Below are 16,900 nucleotides of genomic sequence, written 5' to 3'. Positions count from 1 at the left end.
CATGGAGATCGACGCCGCCGCCTCGGGTGCGGTGCTCAAGCGGGAGCGGGTCCGCGACGCGATCCTGGACCTGATCGAGGAGCGGCGGCCCGGTGACGCCATCCCGTCCGAGCGGACCCTGTGCGCCCGGCTCGGGGTGTCGCGGCCCACGGTGCGCGCGGCGGTGGACGAACTGGTCGTCGCCGGACTGCTGGTGCGTGAGCACGGGCGGGGCATGTTCGTCGCCGACGAGAAGATCACCCAGGAACTCGTCCCGGACCGGGGTTCCTTCGGCCTGCCCCGCGCGGGCGGGCGGTGGACGAGCCGGCTGATGGAACTGCGCACCCTGCCCGCCGGTGCCCGGGTGGGGCGCAAGCTGCGGATGTCACCCGCAGCCGGGATCTGCTACGTGGCCCGGCTCCGGCTGGTCGACGAGGTGCCCATGGCCATCGAGCACCTGCACGTCCCGGCGGCACTCCTCCCGGACCTGACCGGTGAGGAACTCGAACAGGGCGATCTGTACGAGCACTTCCGCGACCGGCACGGGGTGCAGGTGGCGGAAGCGGTGCAGTCCATCGAGCCCACCGTGGTGACCCGGGCCGAGGCCGCCCTCCTCACAGTGCCCGAACTGTCGCCCGCCCTGCTCTTCGAGCGCCTCACCACCGACACCGCGGGCCGGCCGGTCGAATACGTCCACTCCCTCTACCGCGGGGACCGGTACCGCATCTTTTCCCGGCTCGCCCTCGGCCCCCGCCCGCCGCGGCCCCGGACGCGGGCGGAGGGGCACCACCCCGGCATCCCGCCGGGGGACTTCCCGCCCGGCGACCCGGTCACCTTCTCCACCCGTGGGGTGGTGCAGGAAGGGCGGTGAACGGCGGGGCTTCCCGGCCCCGCCCGGCACCGGAACAACCCCCTCCGTGTGCATTGACAGGTCCCTGCCACCGCGCAACGCTGAGAGCGCTCTCAGAAGGCTGAATCCCCAACAGTCGAACGGAGAACAAGCATGCTGCGCACTCTCGGACGGCAGACCCTGGCCACGGGGCTGACCCTCGCCACGATGCTCGCCGGCTCCCTCCTCGCCACCGGCGCCGCCCCGGCCGGGGCCGCCACACCCGCCACGGCGGCCGCGGTCCCGGCGACGATCCCCCTCACGATCACCAACAACTCGGGCCGCGCGGACCAGGTGTACGTCTACAACCTCGGCACCCAGCTCTCGACCGGCCGGCAGGGCTGGGCCGACGCCGACGGCACGTTCCACCCGTGGCCCGCGGGCGGCAACCCACCGACCCCCGCACCCGACGCCGCCATCCCGGGCCCGGCCGCCGGACAGTCCAAGACCATCAGGGTCCCCAAGTTCTCCGGACGCATCTACTTCTCCTACGGCCGCAAGCTGGTGTTCAAGCTGACCACCGGCGGACTGGTCCAGCCCGCCGTGCAGAACCCCACCGACCCCAACCGCGACATCCTGTTCAACTGGTCCGAGTACACGCTCAACGACGACGGACTGTGGCTCAACAGCACCCAGGTCGACATGTTCTCCGCGCCCTACTCCGTGGGCCTCCAGCGCGCCGACGGCAGCTCGGTGAGCGCCGGGAAACTCAGGCCCGGCGGGTACCGGGGCCTCTTCGACGCGCTGCGGGGACAACCCGGCGGCTGGTCCGGCCTGATCCAGACCGCGCCCGACGGCACCGTGCTGCGCGCCCTGTCACCCCTGTACGGCGTGGAGACCGGAGCGCTGCCCGCCACCGTCATGGACGACTACATCGACCGCGTCTGGCAGAAGTACACGACCTCCACCCTGACGGTCACCCCCTTCGCCGACCGGCCCGCCGTGCGCTACTCGGGCCGGGTCTCCGGCGGCGTCATGCGCTTCACCGACACCTCCGGCGCGGTCGTCACCGGCTTCGACAAGCCCGACGCCTCCTCCGTCTTCGGCTGCCACCGCAGGCTCGACGCCCCCAACGACCAGGCGCGCGGCCCCATCTCCCGCACCCTCTGCGCCGGCTTCAACCGCACCACCCTGCTGGTCAACTCCCAGCAGCCCGACACGAGTCCGGCCGCCTTCTACCGGGACCCGGTGACCAACCACTACGCCCGCGCCGTCCACGCGCAGATGGCCGACGGCAAGGCGTACGCCTTCGCCTTCGACGACGTCGGCCACCACGAGTCCCTCGTCCACGACGGCGGACCGCGCCAGGCCCGGCTGACCCTGGAGCCCCTCGACTGACCGCCCGCCGGCCACGTCCGACCTGGGCCGCGGCGGGATGCCGGGTGCCCCATAGGGTGACCCCATGTCTGCCACGTTGAGTTCGAGGAAAGCGCGCGCCGCGCTCCACACCTCGGCGCGCATCTCCGGTGAACTGCTCCTGGTCCTGCTGCTGACCGCGGTGGTGCTCTGGGTCCTGGGCCGGATGTGGCCGGTGGTCTGGCCGCTCGTCGTCGGCCTGCTCCTCACCACGCTGACCTGGCCCCCCACACGGGCCCTGCGCAACCGCGGTCTGCGTCCCGCCGTGGCGGCGTCGGTGGTCACCGTGCTGTTCCTGACGATCGCCGCCGGCACGGTCGCGCTGATCGCGGTGCCGGTCGCCGACCAGTCCGGACAGCTCACCGACGGCGTCGTCGCGGGCATCGACCGGCTCCGCGACTGGGCCGCCGGTCCTCCGCTGAACATCGGGGACGACCAGATCGCCGAGGCGTTCGACGCCGCCACCGCGCGCGTGCAGGACAGCGCGGGAACCATCGCGGGCACGGTCGTCACCGGGGTCAGCACCGTGTTCAGCGGAGTGGTCACCGCCGTCCTCGCCCTGTTCCTCATGTTCTTCTTCCTCAAGGACGGGCCGCGTTTCCTGCCGTGGCTGTCCCGCCAGCTCCCCGGCCGGCTCTCCGTGCACGTCCCCGTGACGGTCGGCCGGTGCTGGGACACCCTCGGCGCGTTCGTCCGCTCCCAGGCCCTCGTCGGCATGATCGACGCGGTCCTGATCGGTCTGGGGCTGTGGATCCTCGACGTCCCGCTCGTGCTGCCGCTGGCCGTGCTCACCTTCGTGTCCGCGTTCGTGCCCATCGTGGGTGCCCTGTTCGCCGGGTTCGTCGCGGTGCTCATCGCGCTGGTGTCGAACGGCCTGATGGACGCGCTGATCGTGCTGGCGATCATCGTCGGGGTGCAGCAGCTCGAGGGCAACGTGTTCCAGCCCATGATCCAGAGCCGCGGGCTCGGTCTGCACGCGGCCGTCGTCCTGCTGGCGGTGACGCTCGGCGGCAGCCTGGCCGGCATCGTGGGCAGCCTGCTCGCCGTACCGGTCGCCGCGCTGATCGCCGTGATCTGGAACCACCTCCGTGAGCAGCTCCTCGAACCGCCGCAGCGACCGGACGACGGCGAGCCGGATCCCGCACCCGCCGCCTGACCCCGGGGGAGGGGGGACCGGAGCCCGCGAGGCCGCCGGCCCGGGACGCCGGGCGCGGTGCGGGCACCGGTCCGACGGGGTGTCACGTGACGCGGTGACCCCTCCTCACGTGACGCGGTGACCCCTTTTCATGCGACGCGGTGACCCCTGCTCACGCGACCGGGAGCAATCCCATCATGTGATGAGAAGACGGTGCGTACGCCGCCTCTACGGTGACGCCGTGACAGTTCAGCCGATGGTGAAGGACCCGGCCGGACCGTGGGCCCCGGCGGTCGCCGGACATCTGCGGTGGGTCCACGGCCTGCTCTCCGGCGTCAACCTCCTCGCCGAACACCGTGACGCGCTGCGGTCCCGGCTGTGGGCGGTGCGCAGCCGCGCCGACGACCCGGAGCTGCGGGTCGCCGTGTTCGGAGAGACCTCCAGCGGCAAGAGCACCCTGCTCAACGCCTTCCTGCGCCGGCGCCTGCTGCCCTCCTCCGCCCGGGTCACCACCCGCACCACCACGGTGCTGCGGCACCGCGAGGACGCCGAGGGCCTCACCGTCCGCACCGACGAGGACGTGGTGCTCACCTGGCCGTCGCAGAGCTTCGACGACTGGGCCGGCCGGGCCCCGGGCACGGACGGCGACCGTCTGGAGGACGCGCTGCACCGGGTGCTCACCACCGACCTGGCCGACTGTGTCCGCGGTCTGCACGTGCTCACCGACGTCGCCCTGCTCGGCGGTGACGTCACCGTCATCGACACACCCGGGTTCAGCGTCACCGACCCGGGGCACCGTGAACTGGCCGAGGAGGCCGCCCGGCACGCGGACGTGGCGCTGGTCGTGGTCCCGGCGGTCGCCGCCCTGTCGATGACCCTGGTGGACTTCCTCACCGGCCCGCTCCGCGACCACCACGACCGGTGCGCCTTCGTCCTGACCAAACTGGACCTCCTCGACGAGGACGAACACCCCGAAACCGTCGAGGTCGTGACCCACCGGCTGCGGGAACTCGGCTTCGCCGACCCGGTCCTGCTGCCGTGCGCCCCCGGCAAGGCCCTGACCGAGGCCCTCGCCGCGACCCCCGCCCACGCCGCCGCTCCACGCCCCGGCCCCGGCGGCCCGGGCCACCTCGCGCCGTTCCTGGACGTCGAGGCCGAGATCGTGCGGCTGGCCGCCGACCGGCGCCGCTCCGCCGTCGCCGCCACCGTGTACGGCCTGCTCTCCGACCTGCTCGCCGCGGTCGAGGAGACCACCGACAGCCGCCGGGCCGAACTCAGCCGCTCCCGCGGCGAACTGGCCGCCCTCACCCTCCCCGACTTCACCGAGTTCCTGCACGGCTGGGCCGCACGGGCCCGCGACCGCGTCGGCTCCGACCCCCTCCTCACGGTGCCGCCCGACGTTCTGACCGCATCCCGGGAGGAACTGGCGACCGCCGTCGACGACGCCGTCGCGGGCACCAGGATCAACAACACCGCGAAGGCCGCCGAGGAGGTCTCCCGCCTCGTGAGGCTGCACCTGCGCGGGCGGGCCGAACAGCAGGTGCGGGCGGCCGTCGCACGCGCCGGTGAACTGCTCGCCGAGGCCGCCGGGGAACTCGCCAAGGACTTCGCCCGCCAGTACGACCGGCTCGCCGGACTGGCCGGGGAGGACACGACCGCGCCCGCGGCCCCCGCCGTGGACTGGACCGAGCCGCCCGCACCCGACCTGTCCGGCATCGACGCGGCCCTGGCCACGATCGGCACCACCCTCGTGACCAGCGACAACTGGCGCACCGGCGGCGGAGCCGCAGCCGGCGCCCTGGTCGGCAGCATGATCGCCCCCGGTCTCGGCACCGTCATCGGCGGAGTCCTCGGCGCCGCCTTCGGCACCCGCAGCCCCGACGCCACCCGGCAGCAGTTCCTCGACCGGGCCCGCCCCGTCATCGCCGCCGGACACGACGAGATCGACACCCTCGTCGCCGACTGCGTGCGACGCGTCCGCCGGGACGCCCACGCGGGCATCGACGCGCTGCGCCACCGGTACGACACCACCTGGCGCGAGGAGATCGACCGTCTCACCGCCGCACACGACCGGCAACTGGAGACGCTCGCCGCCGCGATCACCACGGCCGAGGAAGCAGCCGGCGCAGCCCGCCGCCGTCGCGAGGAGGTCCTCGCCCTGCGCCGCGACACCTCCGCCACCGCCCACGCCCCCGACCCCCAGGAGCCGTGACTCCGTGAGCACCCCCGCCCGGCCCGACGCCGGCCCCGCACTCCCGCACCCCGTCCCCCCGCCCGCCGGCTCCGCCGTGGTCGGCGCCGTCCCCGGCTGGCTCCGGGAGGCCCGCCGACTGGCCGGCCGGCACGGCCAGGAGCAGATCCGCGACGCCCTGGACGCCCTCGCCGTCGAGCGGGGCAGGCCCGTGTTCCGGGTCGCGGTCGTGGGCGAGTTCAACCGCGGCAAGTCGACCCTCGTCAACCGCCTGACGGGCCGTGACCTGCTGCCCACCGGCTCGCTGCCGGTCACCCGGAGCCCGGTGACCGTCCGTTCGGGTCCCGAGGAGGCGCTGACCGTGCGGTGGCCGGACGGCCGCAGGGAACGTCGGCGCCTCGGCACCGACGGTGACGGGGGAGCGGCCACCCCCGGGGCCACCCCCGCGGCCACACCCTGGGAAGGGCTGACCGGCCCCGCCGAAGCGGAGGGTTCCGGGACCGCCGGGGGAGCCCCGGAACCCTCGCTCCACCTCACCGTCCACGACGGCTGGCTCGCCGGACGGGATCTCGAACTCGTCGACACACCCGGCGTCAACAGCGCCGGGACGACGGACCGGTTCGAACTCGTCCGCCGCACCACCGCCGGCAGCGACGCGGTGCTGTTCGTGGTCTCCGCGCTCTCCCCGATGGGCCTCAGCGAACGCCGCCTGCTCGACGAGGAAGTCCTGTGCCGGCACGTGCCGTTCACCGCTGTCGTCGTCACCATGCTGGACCTGGTCGACGCCGACGACCGCGAGGAGGCACTCGACCACCTCCGCGCACGGCTGTCCGACCTGCCCGGCGTGCCCGTGCTCGCCGCCCCGGCGCCCGGCGGCGGCGCGCACGAACTGCGGGTTCTGCGCGAGCTGGTGGACTCCTACGCCGAGAGCAGCGGACGCGCCGTGTGGCGGGACCGCGGGATCGCCGCCCAGGTCGCCGACCACTGCGACGCCATGACCCGCATCGCCGCCGAGGCCACCGCCGCCGCCCGGCTGTCCGAGCAGGAGGCCGCGCAGGCCGCGGAACGGATCCGCGGCCGGCGGGCAGCGGAGGAACACCGCTGGGAGCAGATCCGCATCGACCTGACGTCCCGCCGCATCGCCCTCGTGGAACGGTTCCACGAGCACCTCCGCAAGGAACGCGACGCCCTCGTCGAACGGCTCCGCTGGGACCTCGAACGGGCCCCCGACCCCGGCGTCTGGTGGGAACGCGACCTGCCCTTCCGGCTGCGCCACGAGCTGTCCGTCCTCGCCCGCACGGCCGAACGCAGCATCCTGCTCCCCGCCCTCTCCGCCGACATCGCCCGCCTGGACCGCGAGGTGGCCCAGCGGCTCCCCGACGCCGCCCCCGGCAGCGTCCCGGCCGCCCTGCACCTGTCGGCCGAGCCCGACATCTCCGGCGAGGTCGGCAACCTCTCCCGCACCCGGCTCGCCACCCGGGTCGGCGCGCAGGGCGGCGCCGTCGTCGGCTACCTCGTCGCCGCCGTCCGCGCCGCCCCCATGCCGATGGTCTACGGCGTCGGCTTCAGCCTGCTCGGCGGGCTGCTCGCGGAGTCGTCCATCCGCAGCGCCACCGAGCAGCAGCGCAGGGAGGTCGACGCCGTCCTCGTCCGCGTGGTCGACGAGAGCACCACCCACTTCCGCCGGCAGGCCGACGAGGTCCTGTCCGGCGTCTACGACGAGGCGTTCGACCGGCTCCACCGCTCGCACCTGCTGTGGAGCGACGCGCTCAGCGCCGCCGCCGACCCCGCGACGCCCGGCACGGACTGGACGGACCTGTCCCGGTCCGCCGCCGGACTCGCCGCACGCATCCGCAGCGCGCTGCGGAGCTGACCCCACGCCGAGGGCACAGAGAGGACACGAGACGACCATGACCGTGGAAGAGGGCGGATACGCCGCGGCCACCGCGCAACGGCTCCGGCTGACGGGGATCGGCCGGCGGATCGGCGGCATCGCCGGACAGATCGGCGACGGCGGGACCGGGAGCGCGGTGACCGCCCTGCTGGAACGCCTCGACAACGACGCCTTCCACGTGATGGTGGTGGGGGACTTCAAACGGGGCAAGTCGACCTTCGTCAACGCCCTGCTGGGCGCCCAGGTGCTGCCGGTCAAGGCGGTCCCCGCGACGGCCGTCATCACCGAGGTCCGGTTCGGCGAACCGCCCGCCGCCCTCCTGTGGAAGGAGGACGCGGTCCAGCCCGAGGCGGTGGCGCCCGAGCGGCTGATCGACCTCATCACCGTCAACAACAAGGCAACCGACGAACGCAGCCCCTACGTGAAGGCCGAGGTGGTCTGGCCGCTGGAGCTGTGCCGCAACAACGTCGTGCTGATCGACTCCCCCGGCCTCAACGAGCACAACCACCGCGACGAGATCACCCTGTCGTACCTGAGCAGGGCCGACGCGGTGATCTTCCTCCAGCACGCCATCGCGCCCATGAGTATCAGCGAGTCGGCCTTCCTGACCACGCATCTGGAGGCCCACGACCCGTTCTTCGTCTTCACCTATTTCGACGCCATCGACGAGCACGAACGCGAGGACGTCATGGCCGCCGCCCGGCAGCGCATCACCGACCTGCGGGGCCAGGAGCGGGACCGCGGACGCTTCTTCTTCGTGGACGGCAAGACCGCCCTGCGGGCCCGGATCGCGCAGGACGACGCGGGCTTCCGGCGCTCCGGCGTCGGCCCGCTCGAAGAAGCCCTGGAGCAGTACCTGGTGAGCGAGCGCCACAAGGTCAAACTCCTCGCGCCGGCCCGTGCCCTGCGCGGCCTCACCCGGGAACTGGACCGCAACATCCCGCACGAACTCGCCATGCTCGACTCCAGAGCCGGTGAACTGGAACGGCGGTGGGAGGCCGCCCAGGCACCGCTGCGGGACCTGGAGACCCGGGCCGCGCACATCTCCATGGACCTCGCGAACCAGACCCGGATGCTCCAGGAACGGGTCGAGACGCTGCTCGGCGGGTTCCTCGCCGCCGTCGCCGACGAGGCACCGCTGGCCGCCGCCGAGGTCCCCATCACCACCAAGCTGGGCCTGAACCCGTTCAAGGTGCCCGAGCGGGCCCAGCAGGTCGCCGGCGAGATCGCCGCCTGCACGGCCAAGGCCGTGGAGGAGAAGGTGGCCCGCTGGGTGACCGACTCCCTGGAACCCGTGATCGCGCAGGACCTGGAAAAGATCGCCGCCCACCTCAACACGGAAATCGGGTCCTTCGAGGCCCGTCTGGACCGGCTCCGCGTGGAGATCCACGGGGCGACCGGCGCGGCCGCGGCGGGCGAACGCCAGGAGGAGAGCCCGCTGACCCGCTTCCTCGCCGGAGTGGGGGGCTTCGTCATCGGCGGCGTGGCGGGCGGCATGGTCGGTGCCCGGTTCGGCGCCAGGGAGGCCCTGCGCACGCTGCTGCCCACCCTGGCCATCGCCATGGCCTGGCTGTTCACCCCGTTCGGACTGCCCACCCTGGTCGGCGGACTCATCGTCCAGGGCCTCTGGCAGAGCCACTCGGCGGGCGGCCGGATGGAACAGAAGATGCGGGAGGCGGTGGGCCGGGAGATGGCCACCCAGATGCGGCTCGAAGCGCCCACGCAGGCCCGGCAGGCCGCGCAGTCCTTCGCCGACAGCACCATGAAACCCCTCGGTGAGGCCGTCACCGGCGGCCTGACGTCCCGCATCGAGGAACTGGCCCGCAGCGTGGCCTCCGCGCGGGAGGTCCGGGAGCAGGGCGAGGAGGCGGTCGAGCAGCGCCGGGCCGAACTCAAGGAGGTCGACGCCCTGCTGCGCGGCGCCGACGAGGACCTCAGCGACTTCGTCGACGAGATCGCGAGGATGTGATGGCCCGCTACCGCAGACGGCTGTGCCTGGCCGTGGACCTGCGCCACTACAGCCGCCACAGCTACCCCGAGCAGGAGGACGCGCAGTACCGGCTCCGGCTGGTCGTGGAGCACGCCCTGCGACGGGCCCGGGTGCTGCGCGTCCGGGCTCAGCAACAGCTCCAGGGAGACGGACAGTTGGTGGTGTTCCCGGCCGGGACCGACGCCGTGCGCGCCGTGCCCGAGCTGGTCCTCGGCCTGCGGGACGGGCTCCACCGGGCCAACCGGGCGCCGGGCGCGTTCGGCCGGCTGCGCATGCGGGCGGCGCTGGGCCTCGGCGCGGTGTCCCGGGCGGACCGCGGCTACCTGGGGGACTGTGTCGTCCTCGTCAACCGGCTGGTCGACGCCGACGTGGTGCGTGGGGCCCTGGAGGCGGAGGAACACAGCGATCTGGTGCTCGCGGTGCCCGACGAGCTGTACCGGGAGGTGATCCTGCCGCACGGCGAACGGCTGCCGTCCGCAGGGTTCCGGCAGACGGACGTGGTCGTGCCCGGCAAGGACTTCGCCTGCCGCGCCTGGCTCCACGTGCCCCGGTCGGCCCCCGCACGCGACGCCGGGACCGAGCCCGTCATCTGGGGACACTCACCGGGCCGTACGGCCCTGCGCGAGTTCGTCGTCCCGGCCCTGGGGGCCGCGCACCTGGCGGCCACGGTGATCTCCCGCAGCGCCACCCTGCGGGAGTGGGTCCTGCCCGGCGCGGACGGCGCCGGCCCTGCCCAGGTCATCTCCGACGACCGCTTCGACGAGGACGGCGGGCCGGGGGAGGGTCCGGGGGACGGCCACCGGGCCGGTGCCCCGGGCGGGACCGCGCCGCACCGACCGGACCCTCATCACCCCGGCCACGAGGGGGACGGGGTGCACGAGGGGCACGACGGGCCTTCCCCTCCGCACCATGCCGATCCGCACCACCTGGACCCCCACGATCCGGGGGCACACCTTCCGGACCCGCACGACCCGGACCCCTACCACCCGGACCCGTACCACCCCGATCCCCACCACCCCGATCCGTACCACCCCGATCCCCACCACCCCGATCCGTACCACCTCGATCCGCACCACCCGGGCGGCCACGGTCACGGCTTCGGCGACGGGCCGTACGGAACCGACGCCCCGTACGGCCCCTACGGCCCGGACGGGCACGACGACGGTCACCCGTACCTCCACCACCACGACGGGTACTGAGCGGCCGGCGCCTGGGCGATCAGCGGCCGCCTCCTACGTGACCAGCGGCGCGTCCGGGCCGGTGCCGGCGATGCGGCTCAGCTCCTGCGCGTCGCGGACGAGGATCCTGCGGTAGCCGGTGTCGAGCACCCGCTCCTCACGCAGCGTCCGCAGGACCCGGTGGACGCTCGGCTCGGACGCACCCACGAGGGCGGCCAGTTCGGGCTGGGTCAGCGACACCCCGATGACGGTCCCGGCGGGCCCGGGCCGCCCGTAGGCCCGCATCAGCTCGCCGAGGACCCGGGCGATGCGCATCTCCACCGGGCAGCTGCCGAACTCCTGCCGCCGCCGTGTCGACCAGCGCAGCTTGCCCGCCACCACCCGCATGACCTCCCGGGCCACGGTGTCGTGGGCGGCGAGGAAGTCGTTGAACTCCTGGCGGCCGATCAGTCGCGTGACGCCCGGGCCCGCCGCCATCACGGTGGCCACACGGGGCAGCGCGTCGAAGCAGGCCAGTTCGCCGACGATGTCCCCGCCCGTGCGGACCGCCATCAGTGCCTCGCGGTCGTCCTCCGTCCGGGCCACCACCTTGTACCAGCCGCTGAGCAACAGATGGACGTGCGAGCCGTGTTCGCCCTCGCGCAGCAGTCGTTCGCCCTTCTCGAAGGTTTCGCGGCGCCCGAGACCGGTCATCTCGTCGCGGATCTCCCGGGGGAGGCCGCCGAGGAGGCTGGTGGCGGGCCACGGGCTGGTGTCGGTCTCCGGTCGCCGGACGGGTCTGCTGCGGGAAAGCGGTGGCGCCATACGAAGCCCTCGAATCGCTGTTCGTTTTGTGCGTGATGCCCCTCTGGGGTCTCACTGGGAAGTATGGAGCAGTCGTCTCAACTCCCGGACCTTTTCCCCGATTTGCAGGTAAGGTGGTGCCGCGGCTCCGGCTGCGCCTCGGCCGGTTCACGGGGGTGCAGTGGGCCGGCGCCGACCTGCGCCGCGACCTCGCCGACCGGCCGGTGACCGCCGGTTCAGAGGCCGGGACGCGCGACGAGGGCGCCGGACCCGCCGCCGGTTCCGACGCCCCGCCCGCCGCCGACGGGAGCGCCCACGGCGAGGCTTGAGCGGGAGGGAACGGCCCCGCCCCGGCCGCCGCACGGGGCCGCCCCCGCACCGCCCGTATCACCCCGTAACGGCCCCCGCGAGCCGGGCAGGACGGTTTTCGGCCGTTCCCCGCCCACACGCCCCGACCTGCCGTTTCGCCGCCTTCCGCGGTTCTATGCTCTACGCGTTTGTAGAAGGCCCGCGCCCGGGTGGAGCGGGCCCCTCGTGGCACACGTATGCGTAAGGAGTGGACGCCACCATGGTGTTCAAACGACTGCTCGGCTCGCTCGGTGTCGGCGGCCCCACCGTCGACACGGTCCTCGACCCGGCCCCCGTCCGCCCTGGCGGCACCCTCACCGGGCAGGTCCGTCTCCAGGGCGGCAACGCCGGCTTCGAGATCGAGCACATCACCCTGGAGCTGGTGGCCCGGGTCGAGGCCGAGCACGAGGAGGGCGAGAGCGAGGGCGTCGTCGCCTTCGAGCGGTTCACCGTCGGCGGCGGCTTCCGCCTCGCCGAGGGGGAGCGCCACGACGTGCCGTTCGCCGTGACGCTGCCCTGGGAGACGCCGATCACCGAGCTGTACGGGCAGCCGCTGGGCATCGTGCTCGGGGTGCGCACCGAGCTGTCGGTGGCCGGAGCCAGGGACAAGGGCGACCTGGACGCGCTGGCCGTGGCGCCGTTGCCGGCCCAGGAGTCGGTCCTGGAGGCCCTGGGGCAGCTCGGCTTCGGTTTCCGGTCCGCCGACCTGGAGTACGGCCACATCGGCGGCACCGGGCAGCAACTGCCCTTCTACCAGGAGATCGAGCTCACCCCGGCGCCGCAGTACGCCGACCGGATCAACGAGATCGAGGTGACCTTCCTGGCGCACCCCGGCGGCATGGAGGTGGTCCTTGAGGCCGACCGGCGCGGTGGCCTCTTCTCCGAGGGCCACGACGCACTCACCCGCTTCACGCTTCCTCACGAGGGCCTCCCCGACCCGGTCGCGGAGGTCGACGGCTGGATCCGCGGGCTGGTCGAGCACCGTGCCTCCCACGGCGGACACGTCCACGGAGCCCCCTACGGCGGGCCCGGTCACGGCGGCCACCACGAGGAGCACCACCGCTCCGGCCCGGGCATGGGCACCGTCGTCGCGGCGGGCGCCGCGGGCCTCGCCGTCGGTGTGGTCGGCGGCATGGTAGCGGCCGAAGTCGTCGATGAGGTGGGCGACTTCTTCGAGGGTGACGAGGAGGACGAGGACTGAGCGCGCCCCGTGCCGCAGGGGCGGCCCCGGGCCGCCCCACCGTTTTTTCTACAGTGTTGTAGATTCGACCCGCGGGGCCGCGCACCGCGCCTCGACCACGCACGCCGAGAAGGAGTCACACCGTGGGAGTTTCCCTGGCCAAGGGCGGCAATGTCTCGCTGAGCAAGGAGGCGCCGGGCCTGACCGCGGTCCTGGTCGGTCTGGGCTGGGACGTCCGCACCACGACCGGTACGGACTATGACCTGGACGCCTCCGCGCTGCTCCTCGACGCCTCCGGCAAGGTGCCGTCGGACCAGCACTTCGTCTTCTACAACAACCTGCGCAGCCCGGACGGTTCGGTGGAGCACACCGGTGACAACCTCACCGGTGAGGGCGAGGGCGACGACGAGTCCGTCAAGGTGAACCTGGCCGGTGTGCCCGCCACGATCGAGCGGATCGTCTTCCCCGTCTCCATCCACGACGCCGAGAACCGCGGCCAGAGCTTCGGCCAGGTCCGCAACGCCTTCATCCGGGTCGTGAACCAGGCCGGCGGTGCCGAGATCGCGCGCTACGACCTGTCGGAGGACGCGGCCACCGAGACGGCCATGATCTTCGGCGAGCTCTACCGGCACGGCGCCGAGTGGAAGTTCCGCGCCGTCGGGCAGGGCTACGCGTCCGGACTGGCGGGCATCGCCGCCGACTTCGGCGTCAACGTCTGAGCAGCGCCGCGGCCGTCCGCCCGGTCCCGCCCGGCCCGCCCCCGCGCGCGCACGGGCGGCGGCCGGGACTGCCGGGCCGCCGAGCGGGCACCCGTATGACACCAACGACTGAGGGGTGACAGACCGCTCATGGAGATTTCAGGCGTCATCAGCGCAATCATCATCGGCATCGTGATCGGGGTGCTGGGCCGGCTCGTCGTCCCCGGGCGGCAGCGCATCGGGGTCCTGTGGACCATCCTGATCGGCATCGTCGCCGCGTTCATCGGCACCGGCATCGCCTCCGGGCTCGGTGTCGCCGACACCAAGGGCGTCGACTGGGTCGAGTGGCTGATCCAGATCGCCCTGGCCGCGCTCGGTGTGGTCGCGGTCAGCAAGATCAAGCTGCGCAGCTGACCCGGGCCCGTCCGGGCCCGGGCCGCCGGCCGGTGCGGGCACGCGCGCCGTCGCTCCCGGGACGCCCAGGACACCACCCGGCGCCCCGGGAGCCTTCCGCGTGCCCGCACGTCACCCGGGGGGACCGGCCGACACCGGCGCGTCGCTCTGCCGCAGTTCGGCCAGCAGTTCGCTCTGGCCCGCCAGCAGCTCCGTGAGGATGCGGCGCGCCGCCCGCAGCAGCTCGGCGACGTCGCCCCCGGCGAGCGCGTAACGCACCGTGGACCCCTCCCGCACCGAGACGACGATCCCGGACCTGCGCAGCACGGCCAGCTGCTGCGACAGGCTGGACGGCTCGATGTCGATGTCGGCGAGCAGGTCCCGGACCGGGACCGGCCCGTGCTGCAACAGTTCCAGCACCCTGATGCGCACCGGATGTCCGAGCATGCGGAAGAACTCCGCCTTGGCCTGATAAAGGGGGACCTGCATGCTGCGTTCTCCCTGCCGCATCGGGGGTGTCCGTGCCGTGGGGCGGCGCCCGGCCGCGCCGCCCCGGCGTCTTCCTTCGGGGCCGATCCTTCTCGCCCGGGGCCGCGCACATCCGCGAATTGGGATCATGTTGATGTGGTGACTTGAAGAAGTCTTCACATCGTGGGCATGCGTCGGCCGGGACCCCGGGCGGCGGATCACACCTCCAGCTGTTCCTCGATGCGCTTGAGCTGGTGGCGGGCCATCGCCAGGTTCGACCGCGACTTGTCGAGCACCACGTACAGGAACAGCCCGTTGCCCGACCGCCCGGTGACCAGCCGGATGAGGTGGTACTGCCCGCCCAGGGTGATGAGGATGTCCTCGATCTGCCCCGTCAGGCCCAGCAGCTCCATGGTGCGCACCTTGGCCCGGATGACGTCCGTGTTGCCGGCCGCGGCGACCGTGAGGTCCAGATCCTTGCCCCCGCCCAGGGTGCCCAGGGCCATACCGCTGGAGTAGTCGACGACGGCTGCCCCGAGGGACCCTTCGATGGCGGTCATGATTTCCTTCAGCGACACTTCCACACTCGCCATGGACCCATCCTCTGCTCGTAGTTGTGACGACAGCAGGCGGAGGCCACCCCTGCGGCGGCGCTCGCGCTGTCCGGTGCCGGAACGTTAGGCAAGTGACGGAAGCATGTGGGGGCGTCTGACCGGGGCTGACCCGTAGTGATCGAAAAGGTGCGCCAACGAACGACTGTCTGGTCGACCCGTGCGCGAAACACCTCCGGTCGGTCCCCGAAAACGCCCACCCCCGTGAGGGTTGGATGAAGGGATGGTCACACAGTTCCCGCAGCCGCTTGTCGCCGGTTCAATCAATCCCCCGACCTGCGCTTTCTCCCCGGGGTTGGCTGTGACTTGGGCGGACCCTGTGGAGATGTGACCGGACGTCACCCGGAGCCGCCGCCACCGCCATTGATCTGACCGCGACAACTGGTCACTCTTCTCGTCATCCTCCGCGCAACGCCGAGCCGGAGGTCATCCCCCCACGACGAGGAGACCCCTCTTCATGACGCACCAGATGCGTACCGGCGCACTCAAGGTCACCGCCGCGACCTTCGTGGCGACCGCCGCCACCACGGCCGCCCTTCTCACGGCACCCGCCGCCCACGCCGACGCACCCGCCCAGGGCACCGTGTACGGCCTGAACGCCGAAGGAGCCGTGGCCGGCAGCTACATCGTCCTGCTCGACGAGGAGACCACCGCCACCGCCAAGAAGAACCTGGCCAAGGAGTACGGCGGCACCCTCAGCCGGTCCTACGGAGCCGCCGTCGACGGCTTCTCCGCGACCGGCCTCACCCAGGCCGAGGCCAAGCGCCTCGCCGCCGACCCCGCCGTCGGCAAGGTCGTCGCCAACCGCACCCTCCACGCCACCGCCACCCAGTCCGACCCGCCGTCCTGGGGCCTCGACCGCGTCGACCAGGAGGACACCGCCGGCGACGCCGCGTACACCTACCCCGACCAGGCCGGCGAGGGCGTCACCGCCTACGTCATCGACACCGGCGTCCGCGTCACCCACGAGGACTTCGAGGGCCGCGCCAGCCACGGCTACGACGCCGTCGACGACGACGACACCGCCGACGACGGCAACGGCCACGGCACCCACGTCGCCGCCACCATCGCCGGCGCCGCGCACGGCGTCGCCAAGAAGGCCGACATCGTGGCCGTCAGAGTCCTCGACGACAACGGCTCCGGAACCACCGAACAGGTCATCGCCGGCATCGACTGGGTCACCGAGAACCACCAGGGGCCCTCCGTCGCCAACATGAGCCTCGGCGGCGCCGCCGACCCCGCCCTGGACGCGGCGGTCGCCAAGGCCATCGCCTCCGGGGTCACCTTCGCGGTCGCCGCCGGCAACGAGTCCGCCGACGCCGGCCAGGGCTCGCCCGCCCGCGTCCCGGAGGCCCTCACGGTCGCCTCCAGCACCAAGGACGACGCCCAGTCCGACTTCTCCAACTTCGGCTCCGTCGTCGACCTGTACGCACCGGGCTCCGACATCACCTCGGCCTGGAACGACAGCGACCAGGGCACCAAGACGATATCCGGCACCTCGATGGCGAGCCCCCACGTCGCCGGCGCGGTCGCCGTCTACCTGGCCGGCCACCCCGACGCCACGCCCGACGCCGTCGCCACCGCCCTGACCGACGGAGCCACCGCCGACAAGATCGGCAACCCGGGCGAGGGCACCCCGAACAAGCTCCTGAAGATCACCGAATAGCCCGCCGCCCACTGGGCAGCAGCCCCGGGGGGGGGGGGGGGGCCCCCCGCCCCCCCCGCCCCCCCCCCCCCGGGGCGGGCGCCCCCCCCCCCCCCCCCCCCCGCCGGGGGGGGGGGGGCCCCCCGCCCGCCCCCCCGCCCC

At 73.1% G+C, this 16,900-nt stretch carries 15 protein-coding genes; 12 read left to right on the top strand and 3 right to left on the bottom strand.

The features are described 5' to 3' along the window. Position 1: 1 nt before the first annotated feature. The 7 genes from ACIRPP_RS26440 to ACIRPP_RS26410 all read left to right on the top strand — a co-directional run bounded on the left by ACIRPP_RS26440 (position 2) and on the right by ACIRPP_RS26410 (position 10,633). The gene (locus tag ACIRPP_RS26440; RefSeq protein WP_403647542.1) at positions 2 to 850 is read left to right on the top strand and encodes a GntR family transcriptional regulator; all 849 of its coding nucleotides are present in this window, start codon (positions 2 to 4) and stop codon (positions 848 to 850) included. Between the two features lie 132 nt (positions 851 to 982). Further along, positions 983 to 2,206, top strand: coding sequence for a glycoside hydrolase family 64 protein (locus tag ACIRPP_RS26435; RefSeq protein WP_403647539.1), 1,224 nt, complete (start codon positions 983 to 985; stop codon positions 2,204 to 2,206). Positions 2,207 to 2,270: 64 nt separating this feature from the next. Next, positions 2,271 to 3,380, top strand: coding sequence for an AI-2E family transporter (locus ACIRPP_RS26430; protein ID WP_403647536.1), 1,110 nt, complete (start codon positions 2,271 to 2,273; stop codon positions 3,378 to 3,380). A 220-nt stretch (positions 3,381 to 3,600) separates the two neighbouring features. Further along, complete coding sequence (locus ACIRPP_RS26425) at positions 3,601 to 5,571, top strand: dynamin family protein (RefSeq protein WP_403647533.1); 1,971 nt, start codon at positions 3,601 to 3,603, stop codon at positions 5,569 to 5,571. Between the two features lie 4 nt (positions 5,572 to 5,575). Further along, entirely contained in the window at positions 5,576 to 7,423 is a 1,848-nt protein-coding gene (locus ACIRPP_RS26420; protein WP_403647531.1) for a dynamin family protein, read from the top strand. Positions 7,424 to 7,460: 37 nt separating this feature from the next. Then, positions 7,461 to 9,413 (top strand): dynamin family protein, encoded by a 1,953-nt coding sequence (locus ACIRPP_RS26415; RefSeq protein ID WP_403647528.1) that lies wholly within the window; start codon positions 7,461 to 7,463, stop codon positions 9,411 to 9,413. Further along, positions 9,413 to 10,633: a hypothetical protein gene (locus tag ACIRPP_RS26410; RefSeq protein ID WP_403647525.1), complete on the top strand. Its 1,221-nt coding sequence runs from the start codon at positions 9,413 to 9,415 to the stop codon at positions 10,631 to 10,633. The genes ACIRPP_RS26415 and ACIRPP_RS26410 overlap by 1 nt, the downstream gene beginning before the upstream one ends. Before the next feature lie 33 nt (positions 10,634 to 10,666). Here the strand turns inward: ACIRPP_RS26410 and ACIRPP_RS26405 are convergent, their stop codons facing one another. After that, complete coding sequence (locus ACIRPP_RS26405; RefSeq protein WP_403647522.1) at positions 10,667 to 11,416, bottom strand: Crp/Fnr family transcriptional regulator; 750 nt, start codon at positions 11,414 to 11,416, stop codon at positions 10,667 to 10,669. Positions 11,417 to 11,529: 113 nt separating this feature from the next. On the opposite strand from ACIRPP_RS26405, the gene ACIRPP_RS26400 reads away from it, so the two are divergent. From ACIRPP_RS26400 to ACIRPP_RS26385, 4 genes are all read left to right on the top strand, one after another. After that, the gene (locus ACIRPP_RS26400) at positions 11,530 to 11,724 is read left to right on the top strand and encodes a hypothetical protein (protein ID WP_403647519.1); all 195 of its coding nucleotides are present in this window, start codon (positions 11,530 to 11,532) and stop codon (positions 11,722 to 11,724) included. Between the two features lie 239 nt (positions 11,725 to 11,963). Next, positions 11,964 to 12,944, top strand: coding sequence for a sporulation protein (locus tag ACIRPP_RS26395; RefSeq protein ID WP_403647516.1), 981 nt, complete (start codon positions 11,964 to 11,966; stop codon positions 12,942 to 12,944). A 122-nt stretch (positions 12,945 to 13,066) separates the two neighbouring features. Further along, positions 13,067 to 13,642 (top strand): TerD family protein, encoded by a 576-nt coding sequence (locus tag ACIRPP_RS26390; protein ID WP_192232894.1) that lies wholly within the window; start codon positions 13,067 to 13,069, stop codon positions 13,640 to 13,642. A gap of 129 nt (positions 13,643 to 13,771) precedes the next feature. Next, positions 13,772 to 14,035, top strand: a complete 264-nt coding sequence (locus ACIRPP_RS26385) for a GlsB/YeaQ/YmgE family stress response membrane protein (RefSeq protein ID WP_403647513.1) — start codon at positions 13,772 to 13,774, stop codon at positions 14,033 to 14,035. A gap of 111 nt (positions 14,036 to 14,146) precedes the next feature. Here the strand turns inward: ACIRPP_RS26385 and ACIRPP_RS26380 are convergent, their stop codons facing one another. Both ACIRPP_RS26380 and ACIRPP_RS26375 read right to left on the bottom strand, forming a co-directional pair. After that, a complete protein-coding gene (locus ACIRPP_RS26380) occupies positions 14,147 to 14,503 on the bottom strand; it encodes a helix-turn-helix transcriptional regulator (protein WP_031102065.1) in 357 nt (118 codons plus the stop codon). Between the two features lie 197 nt (positions 14,504 to 14,700). Further along, positions 14,701 to 15,075 carry a hypothetical protein gene (locus tag ACIRPP_RS26375; protein WP_031102064.1) on the bottom strand — a complete coding sequence of 125 codons (375 nt, stop codon included), beginning with the start codon at positions 15,073 to 15,075 and terminating at the stop codon, positions 14,701 to 14,703. A 475-nt stretch (positions 15,076 to 15,550) separates the two neighbouring features. Here ACIRPP_RS26375 and ACIRPP_RS26370 point away from each other — a divergent pair, with 475 nt between their 5' ends. Further along, the gene (locus ACIRPP_RS26370; protein ID WP_403647509.1) at positions 15,551 to 16,759 is read left to right on the top strand and encodes a S8 family peptidase; all 1,209 of its coding nucleotides are present in this window, start codon (positions 15,551 to 15,553) and stop codon (positions 16,757 to 16,759) included. The last annotated feature ends 141 nt before the right edge of the window (positions 16,760 to 16,900 follow it).

The sequence above is a fragment of the Streptomyces sp. NPDC101219 genome, from assembly GCF_044767675.1.
In the GTDB taxonomy this organism is placed as follows: domain Bacteria; phylum Actinomycetota; class Actinomycetes; order Streptomycetales; family Streptomycetaceae; genus Streptomyces.
This window is presented reverse-complemented; position numbering and strand designations above follow the sequence as displayed.

What these genes read in the sequence shown, in the direction of transcription:
- ACIRPP_RS26440 (WP_403647542.1), top strand. Translation starts at nt 2, where the DNA reads ATGGAGATCGACGCCGCCGCCTCGGGTGCGGTGCTCAAGCGGGAGCGG.
- ACIRPP_RS26435 (WP_403647539.1), top strand. Translation starts at nt 983, where the DNA reads ATGCTGCGCACTCTCGGACGGCAGACCCTGGCCACGGGGCTGACCCTC.
- ACIRPP_RS26430 (WP_403647536.1), top strand. Translation starts at nt 2,271, where the DNA reads ATGTCTGCCACGTTGAGTTCGAGGAAAGCGCGCGCCGCGCTCCACACC.
- ACIRPP_RS26415 (WP_403647528.1), top strand. Translation starts at nt 7,461, where the DNA reads ATGACCGTGGAAGAGGGCGGATACGCCGCGGCCACCGCGCAACGGCTC.
- ACIRPP_RS26410 (WP_403647525.1), top strand. Translation starts at nt 9,413, where the DNA reads ATGGCCCGCTACCGCAGACGGCTGTGCCTGGCCGTGGACCTGCGCCAC.
- ACIRPP_RS26405 (WP_403647522.1), bottom strand. Translation starts at nt 11,416, where the DNA reads ATGGCGCCACCGCTTTCCCGCAGCAGACCCGTCCGGCGACCGGAGACC.
- ACIRPP_RS26395 (WP_403647516.1), top strand. Translation starts at nt 11,964, where the DNA reads ATGGTGTTCAAACGACTGCTCGGCTCGCTCGGTGTCGGCGGCCCCACC.
- ACIRPP_RS26385 (WP_403647513.1), top strand. Translation starts at nt 13,772, where the DNA reads ATGGAGATTTCAGGCGTCATCAGCGCAATCATCATCGGCATCGTGATC.
- ACIRPP_RS26380 (WP_031102065.1), bottom strand. Translation starts at nt 14,503, where the DNA reads ATGCAGGTCCCCCTTTATCAGGCCAAGGCGGAGTTCTTCCGCATGCTC.
- ACIRPP_RS26375 (WP_031102064.1), bottom strand. Translation starts at nt 15,075, where the DNA reads ATGGCGAGTGTGGAAGTGTCGCTGAAGGAAATCATGACCGCCATCGAA.
- ACIRPP_RS26370 (WP_403647509.1), top strand. Translation starts at nt 15,551, where the DNA reads ATGACGCACCAGATGCGTACCGGCGCACTCAAGGTCACCGCCGCGACC.